Consider the following 16,226-nt stretch of genomic DNA (forward strand, 5'->3'; position numbering starts at 1 on the left):
GATCAGTTCTCCTCGGATCGGTAACCCTCTGCCTGGGTCGCCTCGTCGGCGACCCGGACGCCGTAGTGGTAGGCGAGCTTGCCGCCGAGGTAGCCCGACACGCCGAGCGCGGCGACGCTCACGGCCGCGAGCACGAGCGGGCCCACCGGAACCGGCGCCACCTGGTCCGCCCGCCGCCACAGGAAGTTGCCGGCGTACGCGACCGTGATCAGCAGGTTCAGGCTCATGTGCACCAGCGCGGTGCGGAAGGCCGGCGTGCCGGTCGGGATCGCGAACAGGTCGAGGAAGCCGACCGTGGCCGCGGCCAGCGCGCCGAGCACCCCGATCGCGATCAGCCACACCGAGCCGGTGGCCAGGAACGCCGGTGCGTCGACGAACTGCGAGGCAACGTCGAACACGAGGCTCGCGATCCAGCAGCCGATCGGCACCGTGACGAGGATCGGGTGGAAGGGATGCCCGTACGGGCCGGCGATGAGCGCCGACACCGGACGTTTCGCCTGCTGCGCTTGACCGGTCATCGGCGACCTCCATGCGACGCTGCATTTGCCAAGAAAGTTTGGTCTTATCGCGGCTACCCCGTCAAGAGCGGTTTTAAACCTCATCGGGTAGGCGTTAACGTGAACGGATGCGAGGCGCGATCAAGGCCGTGGCCGCGCTCGACGACGAGCTGCGGCACGGCATGTTCTCCTTCATCCGGCGCATGCGCCGCCCCGTGAGCCGCGACGAGGCCGCCGCGGCCGTGGGGATCTCGCGCAAGCTCGCGGCGTTCCACCTCGACAAGCTCGTCGACGCCGGGGTGCTGCAGGCGCGGTTCGCGTCGGGGGACGGCGTCCGCAAGGTCGGGCGGCGGCCGAAGGTCTACGAGCCGGTGGCGGACGACCTGCGGGTGACCATCCCGCAGCGCCAGCACGACGTGCTGGCGGGCATCCTCGTCGACGCCGTCCTCACCGAACGCGAGGGGGAGACCGCGCGGGAGGCGGCACTGCGCGTCGCCCGTGACCACGGCGCCGAGCTGGGGGCGGCCGCGCGGGCCGAGCTGCGGCCCGGCCGGCTGGGCGCCGAGCGCGCGCTGACCGCGGCGTCGACGGTTGCGGAGCAGAACGGGTTCGAGCCGGCCAGGACGTCACCGACCTGCGTGCGGCTGCGCAACTGCCCCTTCCACCCGCTGGCAGCCGCCGCACCCGAGCTCGTCTGCGGCATCAACCACGGGTTCTTCTCCGGCGTCCTCGCCGGCCTCGATGCGACGACCGTCGATGCCGTGCTGGACCCGCAGGCCGGCGAGTGCTGCGTGGAGCTGCGGGCGGCCCTCTGACAGCAGCGCTCAGCCGGTCGGGGCCTTCCCGCCGGTCGGGGTGATCACCGACCAGCCGTTCTGCCCGTTGTGGCCGGCGCTCGTCAAGCCGGGCTCATCGGTGGCGTTGTAGTAGAGCGGCCAGCCGGCGAGGGTCAGCTGCACGGTGCCGTCGGGGCGGCCGACCTGCCCGACCTTGCTCTTCTCGACGCCGAGCAGCTCCGGCTGCTGGCCGGACGGCAGGAGCATCGGCTTCCACGTGTCGGTGCACGCGTCGGTGCAGTGGCTGGCGGGCGGGCTCGCCGAGTCGGCGTCGGAGCGGTAGAGCAGGCGGCCGGCGCCGTCGGTCGCGACGACGCCGAGCGGGCCGCTCTGCACCGCCCACAGCTCGGGGCTGCCGGAGCCGTGGCCGGAGTGGCCCGTCGCCGCCGTCTGGGTGACCTGGGGTGGTGGCGCGGCGGGCGCGCTGAAGCGGCCGGTCACGACGAGACCGACGAGGACGCCTGCCGCGATCGCGGCGAGGACGAGCAGCGGGGAGCGCAGGCGTGGGGAGCGCATGGGCTCCACCGTCCCTCAGGGTTGCCCGCCGGCACGGCGTCCGTCGCCCGGGGGTCGGTGCCGCGCGGCGAGTGCCGGCATCGTTGGGCCGAAGGGACCAAGATCAGGCGTCGAGGCTGCGGGACAGGGCGCGGAGCAGGCGCACGAGCTGTGCGCGGTCGTCCGCGGACAGCCCGGCGAGCAGCGCCTCCTCATGCCGGACGTGCGCGGCGACCGCATGGTCGACGAGCGCGAGCCCGTCCGCGGTGAGCGTGACGAGCACCGAGCGCCGGTTGGCCGGGTCGACCTCGCGGTGGACCAGGCCGCGGGCGACCAGCCGGTCGATGCGGTTGGTGATCGCCCCCGACGTGACCATGGAGCTCTCGACGAGGCCCCCGGCCGTCAGGCGGTAGGGCGCGCCGGCGCGGCGCAACGTGGCCAGCACGTCGAACTCCCAGTGCTGCAGGTCGAAGCGGGCGAAGTTCTCGCCGAGCCTGCGGTCGAGCTGCCGGGACGCCCGGGAGAGGCGCCCGAACACCCCCATCGGGCCGGGGTCGAGGTCGGGGCGCTCCCGGCGCCACTGCTCGAGGATCACGTCGACGGCATCGCGTTCCGGTTCCACGTGTGTTATCTTAGCATTGAAGAGTTCAACGTTGAGATGAGGGTTGGACATGTACCGGACGGTCGCGCTCACCGCGTTCACCCCGCTGGTCTGGGGCACCACGTACCTGGTCACGACCGAGCTGCTCCCGCCGGGCCGTCCGTTGCTCGACGCGACCGTCCGGGCGCTCCCGGCCGGCCTGCTCGTCGTCGCGATGATGCGGACGCTGCCGCGCGGGCACTGGTGGTGGCGGGCGTTCGTGCTGGGCGCGCTCAACATCGGCGGCTTCTTCGCGCTGCTGTTCGTCTCGGCGTACCGGCTGCCCGGCGGGGTCGCCGCCACTCTCGGCGCCGCGCAGCCGCTGGTCGTCGCGGCGTTGGCGTTCGGGCTGCTCGGCGAGCGGCCGACCCGGTGGCGGCTCGGGTGGGCGGTCGCCGGCGCGGTCGGGGTGGCGATGGTGGTGCTGCGGCCCGCCGCCGCGCTCGACGGGCTCGGTCTCGTCGCCGGGCTCGCCGGTGCGGCATCGATGGCGACGGGCATGGTGCTCACCAAGCGCTGGGGACGGCCGGTGCCGCTGCTGGCGTTCACCGGCTGGCAGCTCGCCGCGGGTGGACTGCTGCAAGTTCCGGTGACGCTGCTGGTGGAGGGGCTGCCGCCGGCGCTGGACGGCACGGCGATCGCCGGGTTCGCGTGGCTCGCCGTGCCCGGCACGCTCGTCGCGTACGCGCTGTGGTTCCGCGGGGTCGAGAAGCTGCCGGTCACCGCGGTGTCGCTGCTCGGGCTGCTGTCGCCGCTGATGGCCACGCTGCTGGGGTGGGCGGTCCTGGGCCAGTCGCTCACCGCGGTGCAGCTGGCCGGGTTCGCGCTGGCCGTCGGAGCGGTCGTGCTGGGGCAGATCCCGGCACCTGGTCGTGTGGCCGCGCCCACGTTCGGGCGTGTGCGGCCGGCTCCGGCCGTGTCCGTGTGCCGACAATGACCGGTATGGGCAACCCGCTGGCCGAGACGTCCGACGAGTTCCGCGAGTTCTGGACCGAACGCCGGGTCTGCCTGCTCGGCACGGTCTCGCCCGACGGCACCCCGCACGTCGTCGCCGTCGGGGTGACGGTGGACCTCGACTCGGGGCTGGCCAGGGTGATCGCCAGCCGCACGTCGAAGAAGATCCGCAACGTGCTGGCGCACGGTGACGCCGGCGCCCGGGCGTCGGTGACCGGCCACGACGGCCGTCGCCGCTGGTCGACGCTGCAGGGGCTGGCGCGCGTGCGCACCGATCGCGAGGCGGTCGCCGAGGCCGAGCGACGCTACGCGCAGCGGTACCGGGTGCCGCGACCGAACCCAGAGCGGGCGGTGCTGGAGATCGCGATCGACCAGCTGCTGGGCAGCGTGCGATGACGGACGAGCCAGTGATCGTCGTCGGCATCGGCGCCGACGGCTGGGCCGGGCTCACCGACGCGGCCCGCGCCGCGATCGTCGACGCCGAGGTCGTGCTGGGCGGGCGGCGGCAGCTCGACCTCGTCGCCGGCCGCACCACAGCCGAGCCGGTCGCCTGGCCGTCGCCGATGCTGCCGCGGCTCGCCGGGTTCCTCGACGGCTTCGCCGGCCGCCGGGTCGTCGCGCTGGCCAGCGGGGACCCGATGCTGCACGGTCTGGGCGGCACGCTCGTGCGGGTGCTGGGCGCCGACCGCGTCACCGTGCTCGGGCACCCGTCGTCGGTGTCGCTGGCGTGCGCGCGGCTCGGGTGGGCGGTCGAGGACGTCGAGATCGTCACGGTCGTCGGGCGGCCGCTCGACCGGTTGCGCCGGGTGCTCGCCGGTGGCCGGCGGATCATCGTCCTCTCCGCCGGTGCCGGTACCCCGGCCGAGATCGCGGCGCTGCTCGTCGACGCGGGGTTCGGCGCGTCGGAGATGACGGTTCTGGAGCAGCTGGGCGGGCCCGCGGAGCGGCGCGTCGACGGCACGGCCGAGAAGTGGGCCGAGCCCGTCGACCCGCTCAACCTCGTCGCCCTGGTGTGCCGCGGCGACTCCGGGCTCGGCGAGACGCCCGGGCTGCCCGACGACGCCTACGCCCACGACGGGCAGCTCACCAAGCGCGAGGTCCGCGCCGTCACCCTCGCGCACCTGGCCCCGCGGCCCGGCGAGCTGCTGTGGGACGTCGGCGCCGGCTGCGGCTCGATCGGCATCGAGTGGATGCGCGCGCACCCGGCCTGCGCGGCCGTCGCGATCGAGCAGGACGCCGAGCGGGCCGCGCGGATCAGCACGAACGCCGCCGCGCTCGGGGTGCCGGGCCTGCGGGTCGTGGTCGGGCGGGCCCCGGAGACGTTGAGCGGCCTCCCCGAACCGGACGTGGTCTTCGTTGGCGGCGGCCTCACCCGCGACGGCGTGCTGCCCGCCTGCCTCGCCGCGCTCCGCCCGGGCGGGCGGCTCGTCGCCAACGCCGTCACCGTCGAGACGGAGGCGGTGCTCGCCGCCGCGCACACCGCGCACGGCGGGCAGCTCGTGCGGATGTCCGTGGCGCGGTCCGGACCCCTCGGCGAGTTCACGGGCTGGCGCCCGGCCATGCCCGTGACGATCTGGAGCACGACCGTCCCGTAACCCGCGAGTCGCGGAAACCGCGTCGGCGAGTCGTGGAAATCGGCACGGCGAGATGTGGATTCCGCGCCGGACGCCGTGTCGCCATTTCCACATCTCGGCCTCACGAGAACCACGACTCGCGGGGCGGGTGGTACGACTGCACCGTGACCGTGCACTTCATCGGCGCCGGTCCCGGCGCTGTCGACCTGCTCACCCTGCGCGCACGGGACCTGATCGCCGCCTCCCCGGTCTGCCTCTACGCCGGCACCTACGTGCCGCCGGAGATGCTCGCGATCTGCCCGCCCGGCGCGCGGCTCGTCGACACGGCGCACCTGTCGCTCTCCCAGATCGTCGACGAGATGGTGGCCGCGCACGCCGACGGGCTCGACGTGGCGCGGCTGGCGTCGGGCGACCTGTCGGTGTTCTCCGCGCTGGCCGAGCAGATGCGCCGGCTCGACGAGGCCGGCGTGCCGTACGACCTGTGCCCCGGGGTGCCCGCCTACGCCGCCGCGGCCGCGGTGCTGCAGCGGGAGCTGACGGTGCCCACCATCGCCCAGACCGTCACTCTGACGAGAATATCGGCGCTGGCCACGCCCATGCCGTCCGCGGAGGGGCTGGCTCAGCTCACCGCTGCGGCGGGCACGCTGGTGCTGCACCTGTCGGTGCACCGCATCGACGAGGTGGTCGCCGCGATCGAGCACGTCCACGGCCCGGACGCGCCCGCAGCCGTCGTCGCGTCGGTGAGCCGGGAGCACGAGGTCGTGCTGCGCGGGCCGCTCTCGACGCTGCCCGCCGCCGTCCGGGAGGCCGGGATAACGATGGCGGCCGTGATCGTGGTCGGGCCGGCGCTGGCCGCCGCGCAGTTCCCGGACAGCCACCTGTACTCGGACGCCCGATGCCGGTAGTCCTGATCCTCGGCGGCACCACGGAGGCGCGCGAGCTGGCCGGGGAGCTGGTCGGCGAGTTCCGCGTGATCACGTCGCTGGCCGGCCGGGTGCGCGCGCCCGCGCCGCTGCCGGGGGAGGTGCGGATCGGCGGGTTCGGCGGGGTCGAGGGACTCGTCGCGTGGCTGCGCGACGAGCAGATCGATGCGATCGTCGACGCCACGCACCCGTTCGCGGCGCAGATGACAGCGCACGCGGTTGCCGCGGCAGAGCGTGCCGGCGTCCCGTACCTGCGGCTGGACCGGCCCGGCTTCCCGCCCGACCCGGCGTGGACGGTCGTGGCCTCACTGGAGGAGGCGGCGGCCGCCCTGACCGGCGACCGGGTGTTCCTGACGACCGGGCGGCAGAACCTGCGCGTGTTCGCCGAGTGCCCGCAGTGGTTCCTCGTGCGCGCGGTCGACCCCCCGTCGGGGCCCGCGCCTGCACGGATGCAGGTGCTGCTGGACCGCGGCCCGTTCACCGTCGACGGGGAGCGGGCGCTGCTGCGCGAGCACCGCATCGATGTGCTCGTCACGAAGGACAGCGGCGGCAGCGCGACGGAGGCGAAGCTGGAGGCGGCCCGGGCGGAAGGTGTGGCGGTGGTGCTGGTGGCCCGCCCGCCGGGCCCGTCCGGAGTGCCGACGGTGGCGGAAGCGGCGCGGTGGGTCCGGGCCACCACCCCGTCGAGAACGAAGTTGTGGTGATCAACAGGGCTTGTTGATCACCGTAAGTTCGTTCTCGACGCGTACCGCGCGGGGGGTGTAGACCGCGGGGCCGTCAGCGCGGTGCACCACTCGGGTCGTGCTCGAGCCGACGATGACCAGTGTGCGCATGTCCACCTGCTCCGGGTCCAGCTCAGCCAGCGTCGTGATCGTGACGCGCTCGCCGGCGCCGCCCACGTCCCGCCCCAGGATGACCGGGGTGTCGGGGGCGCGGTGCTCCAGCAGCAGGTCCCGGGCGGCGCCCACCTGCCACGGGCGGGCGCTGGAGCGCGGGTTGTAGATCGCGATCGCCAGGTCGGCCTGCGCCGCGGCGACCAGCCGTTCGGCGACGACCTCCCACGGCTTGAGCCGGTCCGACAGCGAGATCACGGCGTGGTCGTGCCCCAGCGGCGCGCCGACGGCCGCGGCGACCGCGCTCGACGCGGTCACCCCCGGCAGCACCCGCACCCGCACGCCCAGGTACTTCTCCTGCGCCGCCACCTCGTGCACGGCCGCCGCCATCGCGAACACGCCCGGATCGCCGCCGGACACGACGGCCACCGTGCGCCCGGCGGCGGCCAGGTCCAGCGCGTGCGCGGCCCGCTGCGCCTCGACGCGGTTGTCGCTGGCGTGCCGGGTCTGGCGCGGGTTGGGCGGCACGCGGTCGAGGTACGGGCCGTAGCCGACGAGGTCGTCGGCCTCGGCGAGGACGGCTGCGACCTGCGGGGTGAGCCAGTCGCGGCCCGCCGGGCCGGTGCCGACGACGACCACCTCTCCGCCCGTCGACACGCGCTCGACGTCTGACGGGATCGAAGCGGCGACCGCCCCGGGCAACAAGGCGATCGCGAAGTACGGCACCGAGTCCGGGTCGACGTCGGCGAGCCGGCTGGTGCGCTGCCCGTCCATCGTGGCGCGCTCGACGTAGAAGCCCTCGCGGCCGGCGTCGGCGACGGCCCCGGCGACGTCGGGGAACGTCCGGCCCAGCTTGAGCACGGCCGCCGAGTCCGTGTCGGCGAGCCGGCGGGCCAGTTCCGCGCGCGGCAGCGTGCCGGGGAGCACGGTGAGCACCTCGTCGCGCTCCACCAGCGGCTGCCCCAGCGCCGCCGACGCGCCGCTGATCGACGTCACGCCGGGCACGACCTCCGTCGGGTAGCGGTGCGCGAGCCGCTTGTGCATGTGCATGTACGAGCCGTAGAAGAGCGGGTCGCCCTCGGCGAGGACGACGACGTCGCGGCCGGCGTCGAGGTGCGCGGCCAGCCGCGCGGCGGCCTCGGCGTAGAACTCGTCGATGGCGCCCTGGTAGCCGCCCGGATGGTCGGTGGTCTCCGTCGTGACGGGGTAGACCAGCGGTTCCTCGATCTGTCCTGGCGTGAGGTGCGGCTCGGCGATGCGGCGCGCGATCGAGCGGCCGTGGCGGGCGGAGTGGTAGGCGATCACGTCGGCCGCGCCGATCAGCCGCGCAGCCTTGATCGTGACGAGCTCGGGGTCGCCGGGTCCGACGCCGACCCCGTACAAGCGGCCCGTCACAGGATCTCCTTCTCCGCGGCCAGCGCGTTGACCGCGGCCGCCGTGATCGCCGAGCCGCCGCGGCGCCCGTGGACGACGAGGAACTCCAGGTCGGTGGCGGCCAGGTCGGCCTTCGACTCGGCCGCCCCGATGAACCCCACCGGGATCCCGACGACCGCGGCGGGCCGCGGCGCGCCGCCGTCGATCATGTCGAGGAGGTGGAGGAGCGCGGTGGGGGCGTTGCCGATCGCGACGACCGCCCCGTCGAGGTGCGGCCGCCACAGCTCGACGGCGGCCGCGGAGCGGGTGTTGCCGATGTCGGGTGCGGGCTGGCCGAGCGTGCAGATCACCTCGTTGCCGGCGGGCAGCCGGGCGGCGGTGATGCCGGACGCGACCATGCGCGCGTCGCACAGGATCGGCGCGCCGGCCTGCAGCGCCTTCCGGGCCGCTGTGACGACGCCGGGGGAGAACGCGACGTCCGCGGCCAGATCCACCTGCCCGCACGCGTGGATCATGCGCACGACGACCTGCGCCACGTCCGGCGGGAACGGCGACAGGTCCGCCTCGGCGCGGATGGTGGCGAACGAGCGGCGGTAGATCTCGTCGCCGTCGCGGACGTAGTCCCTCACAAGTAGCGCTCTCCTGCCACGAACTCGATGTGCTCCCCGCGCGGTGCCCCGCAGCGGCGCGCGCAGCCCGACACGTGCACCCGCCCGTCCGGCAGCCGCCCCTCGGCCCAGGCCGCACGGGTGTCGGCGCGGACGTCGGCCAGTGCCTTCGCGCATCCCGGCCGGCCGACGCAGGCGCTGACCCTCGCGAGCGCCGGATCGATCGGCACCTCGCTCGGGACCCACTCGGGTTCGATCAACAGGATCGTCCGCCACGGCGTGACGACGGCCCTCTGAGCAGCGTCGGCGACGGCACGGACGGCGGAGGCGGTCAGCTCGCCGAGGAGGGGTGCGACGACGAGGTGGCGGGGCTCGAGGGTTGCGGCAAGGCCACTTGCTCGAAGGTGGCTTCGCTGCAACGAACGGGCCACCACCGACCGTGCGGTGGCGGGCAGCTCCCGCATCCGCCACTCCGTCGACCGCACCTCCAGGAACGCCTCCGCTGCCGCGATCAGCGACCGCACCGGGTCCGCGTCCTCGACGCCCGCGTCCTCGCCGGCGAGCAGGACCCGTCCGGCCTGCCAGCAGACGTCCGGTTCCTCGGCCGCGACGTCGCCGCGGCCGTCGTCGAGGGCGAAGAGGAAGCGGCCGGGCAGGGCGGCCAGCGCGGGGCGGTCGCAGATCGCCCGGTCCAGCTCGGCGGCGGGGAGGCCGGCGAGCGGGGTGGCGAGGATGTTCCGCACCCGCTCGTGCGTCTCCGACGGCAGCAACCCGGCCGCGCGCAGCCGCAGGATCACCGGCGCCAGGTCGTCCCCGAGGCCGCGGACCTGCAGGTTGCCCCGCGAGGTCAGGTGGACGCTGCCGTCGCCGAAGAACTCGGCGATCAGCGCGACGATCCGCAGCTGCGCCGAGTTGATCGCGCCGCCGGGCAGCCGGATGCGCGCGACCCACCCGTCGGCGGCGGGGTGCGGCGCGAAGACGCCGGGGCAGGCGTCGGGTTCGGCGCGGGCGGGCACCGCGTCACTGTAGGTCAGTGCGCCGGCGGCCCGGCGGGTTACAGTGCAGCTTCGATCCGACACAACCTCATACGGCGAGCGGAGCCAGGAAGCCGGTGCGAGTCCGGCGCGGTCCCGCCACTGTGACCCCGTCCCGGGGGAGCCAGACACTGCCCCTCGCCGTCGACCGTGACCCGGGACGCGGATCCCGAGGAAGGTGCCGAGCGTGGACCCCACGATCCTCCTCCTGTCCACCTCGGACACCGATCTGCTGTCGGCGCGCGCCTCGGGGGCGCCGTACCGCCTCGCGAACCCGGCCCGCCTCCTCGTCGACGACCTCCCCGCGCTGCTCGACGGCGCCGAGGTCGTGATCGTCCGGATCCTCGGCGGCCGCCGCATGTGGGAGGACGGGCTCGCCGCACTGCAGGCCGCGGGGGTGCCGCTGGTGGCGCTGGGCGGCGAGCAGTCGCCCGATGCCGAGATGATGGAGCAGTCGACGGTCCCGGCGGGGGTGGCCGCGGCGGCGCACACCTACTTCGCGCAGGGCGGGCCGGAGAACCTCGCTCAGCTGCACGCCTTCCTCACCGACACCCTGCTGCTGACGGGCCGCGGGTTCGCCCCGCCCGTCGCGCTGCCGACCTGGGGGATCCTGGAGCGGGATGCCCGCGCCGTCGACGGCCCCACGGTCGCGGTGCTCTACTACCGCGCCCAGGAGCTGGCCGGGAACACCGCTTACGTCGAGGCGCTCTGCACCGCGCTGGAGGATGCCGGCGCGCGCCCGCTGCCCGTCTACTGCGCCTCGCTGCGCGCCGCCGAACCCGCGCTGCTGGACGTGCTGCGCACCGCCGACGCCATGGTCGTCACCGTGCTCGCGGCGGGCGGCACCAAGCCGGCGACGGCCGCGGCGGGCGGTGACGACGAGGCGTGGGACGTCGCCGAGCTGGCCGCGCTGGACGTGCCGATCCTGCAGGGCCTGTGCCTGACGACGAGCCGCGCCGACTGGGCCGACAACGACGACGGGCTCTCCCCGCTCGACGTCGCCACGCAGGTCGCCGTCCCCGAGTTCGACGGGCGGCTGATCACGGTGCCGTTCTCGTTCAAGGAGTTCGACGCCGACGGCCTCTCCACGTACGTGCCCGACCCCGAGCGCGCGGCGCGGGTGGCGGGGATCGCGGTGCGGCACGCCCGGCTGCGGCACATCCCGAACGCCGAGAAGCGCATCGTGCTGATGCTGAGCGCGTACCCGACGAAGCACGCGCGCATCGGCAACGCCGTCGGCCTGGACACCCCGGCCAGTGCGATCGCCCTGCTGCAGGCACTCCGCGACGCCGGCTACACCGTCGGTGACCTGCCCGAACACGGCGACGACCTGATGAAGGAGCTCATCGCCGCCGGCGGGCAGGACCCGGACTGGCTCACCGAGGAGCAGCTGGCCGGCAACCCGGTCCGCATCTCCGCCGAGACCTATCGCCGCTGGTACGAGCGGTTGCCGCAGGACTTCCGCGACGGCGTCGAGGAGCACTGGGGGCCGGCCCCCGGCGAGCTGTTCGTCGACAAGGGCGACATCGTGGTGGCCGCGCTGCAGGCCGGCAACGTGACGTTGATGGTGCAGCCGCCGCGCGGGTTCGGCGAGAACCCGGTCGCGATCTACCACGATCCCGACCTCCCGCCGTCGCACCACTACCTGGGCGCCTACCGCTGGGTGGCCGCGCCGGTCGAGGAGGGCGGCTTCGGCGCCGACGCGATCGTGCACCTGGGCAAGCACGGCAACCTGGAGTGGCTGCCCGGCAAGACGCTGGGCATGAGCGCGTCCTGCGGCACGGACGCGGCGCTCGGTGATCTGCCGCTGATCTACCCGTTCCTCGTCAACGACCCGGGCGAGGGCACGCAGGCCAAGCGCCGGGCGCACGCCACGCTCGTCGACCACCTGATCCCGCCGATGGCCCGCGCCGAGACCTACGGCGACATCGCGCGCCTGGAGCAGCTCCTCGACGAGCACGCCAACATCTCCGCGCTCGACCCGGCCAAGCTGCCCGCGATCCGCCAGCAGATCTGGACGCTGATGCAGGCGGCCAAGCTCGACCACGACCTCGGCCTGTCGGAGCGGCCGGAGGAGGAGCGGTTCGACGACTTCCTCCTGCACGTCGACGGGTGGTTGTGCGAGATCAAGGACGTCCAGATCCGCGACGGGCTGCACGTGCTCGGCGTCGCGCCCACCGGAGCCGCCCGCGTCGACCTCGTGCTGGCCATGCTCCGCGCCCGGCAGATGTGGGGCGGCGAGCAGAGCCTGCCCGGCCTGCGGGAGGCGCTGGGCCTGGCGGAGGACGCCCCGAAGGCCCGCGTCGACGAGGTGGAGGCGCAGGCCCATGCCCTGGTGGCCGCCATGGAGGACGCGGGCTGGGACCCGGCCGCGGCGCCGGCCGGCCCGGCCGGCGACGTGCTGCGCTTCGCCGCAACCGAGGTCGTGCCCCGCCTGAACGGGACGGGGCGGGAGATCTCCCAGATCCTGCACGCCCTCGACGGCGGGTTCATCGAGGCCGGCCCGTCCGGGTCGCCGCTGCGCGGGCTGATCAACGTCCTGCCGACGGGGCGCAACTTCTACTCCGTCGACCCGAAGGCCGTGCCCAGCCGGCTGGCCTGGGAGACCGGGCAGGCGATGGCGGAGTCGCTCGTCGAGCGCTACCGCGCCGACCACGACGGCGCCTACCCGCAGAACGTCGGCATCTCGGTGTGGGGCACGAGCGCGATGCGCACGTCCGGCGACGACGTCGCGGAGGTGTTCGCGCTGCTCGGCGTGCGCCCCGTCTGGGACGAGGCCAGCCGGCGCGTCACGCGCCTGGAGGTGATCGACCTCGCCGAGCTGGGCCGCCCCCGCATCGACGTCACTGTGCGCATCTCCGGCTTCTTCCGTGACGCGTTCCCGCACGTCCTGGCGTTGCTGGACGACGCGGTGCAGCTGGTCGCCGGCCTCGACGAGGCAGCGGAGCAGAACTTCGTGAAGGCCTCCGGCGAGGAGCGCCCGATGCGCATCTTCGGCTCCAAGCCGGGCACGTACGGGGCCGGGTTGCTGCAGCTGATGGAGTCGCGCAACTGGCGCGACGACGCCGACCTCGCCGAGGTCTACTCGACGTGGGGCGGGTACGCCTACGGCCGCGGCCTCGACGGCGTGCCCGCGCGGGGCGCGATGGAGGCGGCGTACCGGCGGATCGCGGTGGCGGCGAAGAACACCGACACCCGCGAGCACGACATCGCCGACTCCGACGACTACTACCAGTACCACGGCGGCATGATCGCGACGGTCCGCGCGCTGACCGGCCGCTCACCGGAGGCCTACATCGGCGACTCGACGCGGCCGGAGTCGGTGAAGACCCGCACCCTGCACGAGGAGACCGCGCGGGTGTTCCGCGCCCGCGTGGTGAACCCGCGCTGGATCCAGGCCATGCGCCGGCACGGGTACAAGGGCGCGTTCGAGATGGCGGCCACCGTCGACTACCTGTTCGGCTACGACGCCACCACCGGCGTCGTCGCCGACTGGATGTACGAGAAGCTGACCAGCGAGTACGTGCTCGACCCCGACAACCGCAAGTTCCTGCAGGAGTCGAACCCGTGGGCGCTGCACGGCATGGCCGAGCGGCTGCTGGAGGCGGTCGACCGCAACCTGTGGGAGTCGCCGGAGCCGGAGACGCTCGCCGCGCTGCGGCAGGCCTACCTCGAGACCGAGGGCGACCTCGAGGGGGAGTGAGCGGCGAGCTGCGCCCGCAGCCCGTCCATGACGACCGAGAGGCCCGCCTCGAACGCGACGTCGGGGTCGGGGTCGAACAGGTCGTCGACGGCGGCCGCGGCCAGCGGGAACCGCGCGACGTCGATCTCGGCCGCCGGCCCGGTGCGGGTCTGCTCCTCGATCACGAACCCGATGGTGAAGTGGTAGAGCGCCGGGTAGGACCGCGCGGCGGCTCGCGGCGGGAACCCGGCGGCGGTGAGCGTGCGCAGGGTCAGCTCGAGCGCGCGGTGCCCGGCCGCGTCGCGCACGTCGGAGCCGGCGAACACGCGCGCCCCGTCCCGATGGGCCAGTAGCGCCCTGCGCAGGGTCCTGGCCCGCTCGGCGAGCCAGTCGTCCCAGGTCACGCCGGGGGCGGGCAGCTCCAGGTCGGCGAGCGACGCCGCGTGGATGCGGGCCGCCATCGCGTCGAGCAGCTGCTGCTTGTCGCGCACGTGGAAGTACAGGGCCGACGGCCGGACGTCGAGGCGGGCGGCGAGCGGGCGCATGCCCAGCCCGTCGACGCCGGTCTCGGCGAGCAGGTCCAGCGCTTCGGTGACGATCCGGTCGGGACTGAGGGCCACGGTTGACAGGCTAACACCGTTCAGCGTCTACTGAACATCGTTCATCGATAACAGAACGACGTTCAGGAGACTCTCGTGTCCGATCTGCTCACTGTCCCCGGTGCCCGCATCCGCCACCGCGTCGACGGCTGCGGCCCGATGCTGCTGCTCGGGCAGAGCGGCGAAGGCGGCATCGACCGGGCCGCGCCGCTGGTCGCGCTGCTCGCCGACCGGTTCACCGTCGTCAGCTACGACCGGCGCGGCCTCGGTGGCAGCCCGGTCGACGACCCCGCCGCGCCGGTGTCGATGGCCACGCACGTGGACGACGCGGCGCGGCTGATCGCAGCCGTCGCCGACGGTCCGGTGCTGATGGCCGGCCTGTCGTACGGGGCGGTGATCGGCCTGCACCTCGCGGCCGAGCGGCCGCACCTGCTCGCCGGGCTGGTGGCCCACGAACCGGTCGCGCCCGGCCTGCTTCCCGAGCCCGATGCCGACCGCTTGCGCGCCGAGCTGGCCTCGGTGGAGGCGGTGTACGCCGACCAGGGCTGGACGGCCGCGATCCGCGCCATCGGCCCGATCCTCGGCATCGACCCCGCGCGGCAGCGGCCCGAGCCCGGCGTGGAGCTCGGCTCGCCGTTCGCCGAGCACCGCCGCGCCGACTTCGAGCACTTCCTCGCCGTGGACATCCCTGCGGCCCGCCAGGACGGGCTCACGCGTGCGGACGTCGCAGGGATCCAGGTGCCGGTGGTGGCGGCAGCAGGCGCGGACACGCCCGAGCACGTGCTGGACCGGCGGGCCGCCGTCGAGCTGGCGGGGCTGCTCGGCCGTGAGCTCGTCGCGTTCCCCGGCGGGCACAACGGCGATCTCGTCCAGCCGCGCGCGTTCGCGAAGACATTGGCGGAAACACTGGACCGGAATGTTCCGTTCTGTTAGAGTTCTCCCATCGGCCGGAGCCACCGGCCCCGCGACGGAGGAGTCGTCATGGAGATGAAGCTCGAGGTCATCGGCATCCCGGTCAGCGACGTCGACCGCGCGAAGGCGTTCTACGTCGAGCAGGTCGGCTTCGGGCTCGACCACGACATGACGCCCGCTCCGGGCATGCGCGTGGTGCAGATGACCCCGCCCGGCTCGCCGACCTCGGTCGTCATCGGCGAGGGCATGCCGCTGGGCGAGCCCGGCACCACGAAGGGCCCGCAGCTGGTCGTGCAGGACATCGACGCCGTCCGCGCCGAGCTGGCCGAGCGCGGCGTCCCGATCAGCGAGGTCCTTCAGCTCGGCCCCGAGGGCGCACCGGGTTCGCGGTTCGCGTTCTTCTCCGACCCCGACGGCAACGGGTGGTCCGTGCAGGAGTTCAAGCGCTGACACTGCCCCTGAGATCGGCACGCACGGCGCGCGGGGAGGCGCCGAGCTCGCGGCGGCAGGCCTTGTTGAAGGCCTGCAGGTCCGGGATGCCGACGGACAGCGCGATCGCCGGTATCGACAGCGTCGAGGAGACGAGGAGGTGCCGGGCTCGGGCCAGCCGGCGGCCGCGGATCCACGCGATCACGGTGTCGCCGGTCTCGGCGCGGAAGAGCCGGGTCAGGTGGTTGTGCGACACCCCGGCCAGCCGCGCGAGCTCCGGGACGGTGAGCGGCTGCGCCAGGTTCGCCTCGACGTGCGCCATCGCGGTGGCCACCGCGGGATGCCGGTGGTCGCTGCCGGTGCTGCGCGCGGCGAGGTCGGCGATGCGCCACAGCACGGTCCACACCTCGGCGGCGGTCCGCGCCGAACCGGACGGCGCGGCCTGCAGCGCCGAGCGGAACAGGTCGGTGAGCGCGGGCGCGGCGACCCCGGCGTCCTGGGCGACGGGCACGGGGGTCGGCTCGCCGGTCGGGACCGGCCGGAAGTGCGCGTACAGGTGCTCCGACCGGCCGCGGTAGGCGAACTCCACCGGGGTGCCGGCCGGCACCAGCGACACGTACCCGGGCGCGACGGGGTACCGGACACCGCCGACCGTCAGCTCGGCCGAGTAGCCGTAGAGGTGCAGCTGCCACAGGTCGGGCAGCCGGAAGGTCTCGCGCTGCGCGCGGAGGCCGTGGATGCCCACACCGACGTTGACGACCTCCGGCGGAGCCGCGAGGTGCAGCGCGAGCACGGTGAGAAACTACCACCAGTGGTGATCACGTCCCACGCGAGAA

17 protein-coding genes and 1 riboswitch are annotated in these 16,226 nt (G+C 74.2%); of the genes, 9 read left to right on the top strand and 8 right to left on the bottom strand.

Annotation, left to right across the window (positions count from 1 at the left end; translation table 11 throughout):
• Nucleotides 1–2: 2 nt before the first annotated feature.
• Entirely contained in the window at nucleotides 3–518 is a 516-nt protein-coding gene (locus ACQEVB_RS10430; protein WP_432968148.1) for a DUF2231 domain-containing protein, read from the bottom strand.
• Between the two features lie 107 nt (nucleotides 519–625).
• Here ACQEVB_RS10430 and ACQEVB_RS10435 point away from each other — a divergent pair, with 107 nt between their 5' ends.
• The gene (locus tag ACQEVB_RS10435) at nucleotides 626–1,312 is read left to right on the top strand and encodes a helix-turn-helix transcriptional regulator (protein WP_432968151.1); all 687 of its coding nucleotides are present in this window, start codon (nucleotides 626–628) and stop codon (nucleotides 1,310–1,312) included.
• 9 nt (nucleotides 1,313–1,321) lie between these two features.
• Here ACQEVB_RS10435 and ACQEVB_RS10440 read toward each other — a convergent pair whose 3' ends face one another.
• Together ACQEVB_RS10440 and ACQEVB_RS10445 are read right to left on the bottom strand one after the other, a co-directional pair.
• Nucleotides 1,322–1,849 (bottom strand): hypothetical protein, encoded by a 528-nt coding sequence (locus ACQEVB_RS10440; protein WP_432968153.1) that lies wholly within the window; start codon nucleotides 1,847–1,849, stop codon nucleotides 1,322–1,324.
• A gap of 103 nt (nucleotides 1,850–1,952) precedes the next feature.
• Nucleotides 1,953–2,450 (bottom strand): MarR family winged helix-turn-helix transcriptional regulator, encoded by a 498-nt coding sequence (locus ACQEVB_RS10445; RefSeq protein ID WP_432968156.1) that lies wholly within the window; start codon nucleotides 2,448–2,450, stop codon nucleotides 1,953–1,955.
• Between the two features lie 49 nt (nucleotides 2,451–2,499).
• On the opposite strand from ACQEVB_RS10445, the gene ACQEVB_RS10450 reads away from it, so the two are divergent.
• The 5 genes from ACQEVB_RS10450 to ACQEVB_RS10470 all read left to right on the top strand — a co-directional run bounded on the left by ACQEVB_RS10450 (nucleotide 2,500) and on the right by ACQEVB_RS10470 (nucleotide 6,623).
• Nucleotides 2,500–3,405 carry an EamA family transporter gene (locus tag ACQEVB_RS10450; protein ID WP_432968159.1) on the top strand — a complete coding sequence of 302 codons (906 nt, stop codon included), beginning with the start codon at nucleotides 2,500–2,502 and terminating at the stop codon, nucleotides 3,403–3,405.
• 5 nt (nucleotides 3,406–3,410) lie between these two features.
• Nucleotides 3,411–3,818 (top strand): pyridoxamine 5'-phosphate oxidase family protein, encoded by a 408-nt coding sequence (locus ACQEVB_RS10455; protein WP_432968162.1) that lies wholly within the window; start codon nucleotides 3,411–3,413, stop codon nucleotides 3,816–3,818.
• Nucleotides 3,815–5,017 carry a precorrin-6y C5,15-methyltransferase (decarboxylating) subunit CbiE gene (cbiE, locus tag ACQEVB_RS10460; RefSeq protein WP_432968165.1) on the top strand — a complete coding sequence of 401 codons (1,203 nt, stop codon included), beginning with the start codon at nucleotides 3,815–3,817 and terminating at the stop codon, nucleotides 5,015–5,017. Before ACQEVB_RS10455 ends, cbiE begins: the two co-directional genes overlap by 4 nt.
• Nucleotides 5,018–5,160: 143 nt before the next feature.
• Nucleotides 5,161–5,901, top strand: coding sequence for a cobalt-precorrin-4/precorrin-4 C(11)-methyltransferase (locus ACQEVB_RS10465; RefSeq protein WP_432968168.1), 741 nt, complete (start codon nucleotides 5,161–5,163; stop codon nucleotides 5,899–5,901).
• Complete coding sequence (locus ACQEVB_RS10470; protein WP_432968171.1) at nucleotides 5,892–6,623, top strand: cobalt-precorrin-6A reductase; 732 nt, start codon at nucleotides 5,892–5,894, stop codon at nucleotides 6,621–6,623. Before ACQEVB_RS10465 ends, ACQEVB_RS10470 begins: the two co-directional genes overlap by 10 nt.
• Here ACQEVB_RS10470 and ACQEVB_RS10475 read toward each other — a convergent pair whose 3' ends face one another.
• From ACQEVB_RS10475 to ACQEVB_RS10485, 3 genes are read right to left on the bottom strand one after another with little or no spacing between them, the layout of a single operon-like run.
• Nucleotides 6,624–8,147: a precorrin-2 C(20)-methyltransferase gene (locus ACQEVB_RS10475; protein WP_432968174.1), complete on the bottom strand. Its 1,524-nt coding sequence runs from the start codon at nucleotides 8,145–8,147 to the stop codon at nucleotides 6,624–6,626.
• Complete coding sequence (locus ACQEVB_RS10480) at nucleotides 8,144–8,755, bottom strand: precorrin-8X methylmutase (protein WP_432968177.1); 612 nt, start codon at nucleotides 8,753–8,755, stop codon at nucleotides 8,144–8,146. Before ACQEVB_RS10480 ends, ACQEVB_RS10475 begins: the two co-directional genes overlap by 4 nt.
• Nucleotides 8,752–9,750: a precorrin-3B synthase gene (locus ACQEVB_RS10485; protein WP_432968180.1), complete on the bottom strand. Its 999-nt coding sequence runs from the start codon at nucleotides 9,748–9,750 to the stop codon at nucleotides 8,752–8,754. The genes ACQEVB_RS10480 and ACQEVB_RS10485 overlap by 4 nt, the downstream gene beginning before the upstream one ends.
• 61 nt (nucleotides 9,751–9,811) lie before the next feature.
• Nucleotides 9,812–9,922, top strand: a riboswitch (cobalamin riboswitch).
• 33 nt (nucleotides 9,923–9,955) lie between these two features.
• On the opposite strand from ACQEVB_RS10485, the gene ACQEVB_RS10490 reads away from it, so the two are divergent.
• Nucleotides 9,956–13,471: a cobaltochelatase subunit CobN gene (locus tag ACQEVB_RS10490; RefSeq protein ID WP_432968183.1), complete on the top strand. Its 3,516-nt coding sequence runs from the start codon at nucleotides 9,956–9,958 to the stop codon at nucleotides 13,469–13,471.
• Here the strand turns inward: ACQEVB_RS10490 and ACQEVB_RS10495 are convergent.
• Entirely contained in the window at nucleotides 13,435–14,070 is a 636-nt protein-coding gene (locus ACQEVB_RS10495; RefSeq protein WP_432968186.1) for a TetR/AcrR family transcriptional regulator C-terminal domain-containing protein, read from the bottom strand. The genes ACQEVB_RS10490 and ACQEVB_RS10495 overlap by 37 nt on opposite strands.
• A gap of 75 nt (nucleotides 14,071–14,145) precedes the next feature.
• Here ACQEVB_RS10495 and ACQEVB_RS10500 point away from each other — a divergent pair, with 75 nt between their 5' ends.
• Together ACQEVB_RS10500 and ACQEVB_RS10505 are read left to right on the top strand one after the other, a co-directional pair.
• Nucleotides 14,146–14,982, top strand: coding sequence for an alpha/beta fold hydrolase (locus ACQEVB_RS10500; protein WP_432968189.1), 837 nt, complete (start codon nucleotides 14,146–14,148; stop codon nucleotides 14,980–14,982).
• A 48-nt stretch (nucleotides 14,983–15,030) separates the two neighbouring features.
• Nucleotides 15,031–15,411 (top strand): VOC family protein, encoded by a 381-nt coding sequence (locus ACQEVB_RS10505; protein ID WP_432968191.1) that lies wholly within the window; start codon nucleotides 15,031–15,033, stop codon nucleotides 15,409–15,411.
• Here the strand turns inward: ACQEVB_RS10505 and ACQEVB_RS10510 are convergent.
• Entirely contained in the window at nucleotides 15,401–16,183 is a 783-nt protein-coding gene (locus tag ACQEVB_RS10510; protein WP_432968194.1) for a helix-turn-helix domain-containing protein, read from the bottom strand. The genes ACQEVB_RS10505 and ACQEVB_RS10510 overlap by 11 nt on opposite strands.
• Between the last annotated feature and the right edge of the window lie 43 nt (nucleotides 16,184–16,226).

This window comes from Pseudonocardia sp. CA-107938, assembly GCF_050936315.1.
In the GTDB taxonomy this organism is placed as follows: domain Bacteria; phylum Actinomycetota; class Actinomycetes; order Mycobacteriales; family Pseudonocardiaceae; genus Pseudonocardia.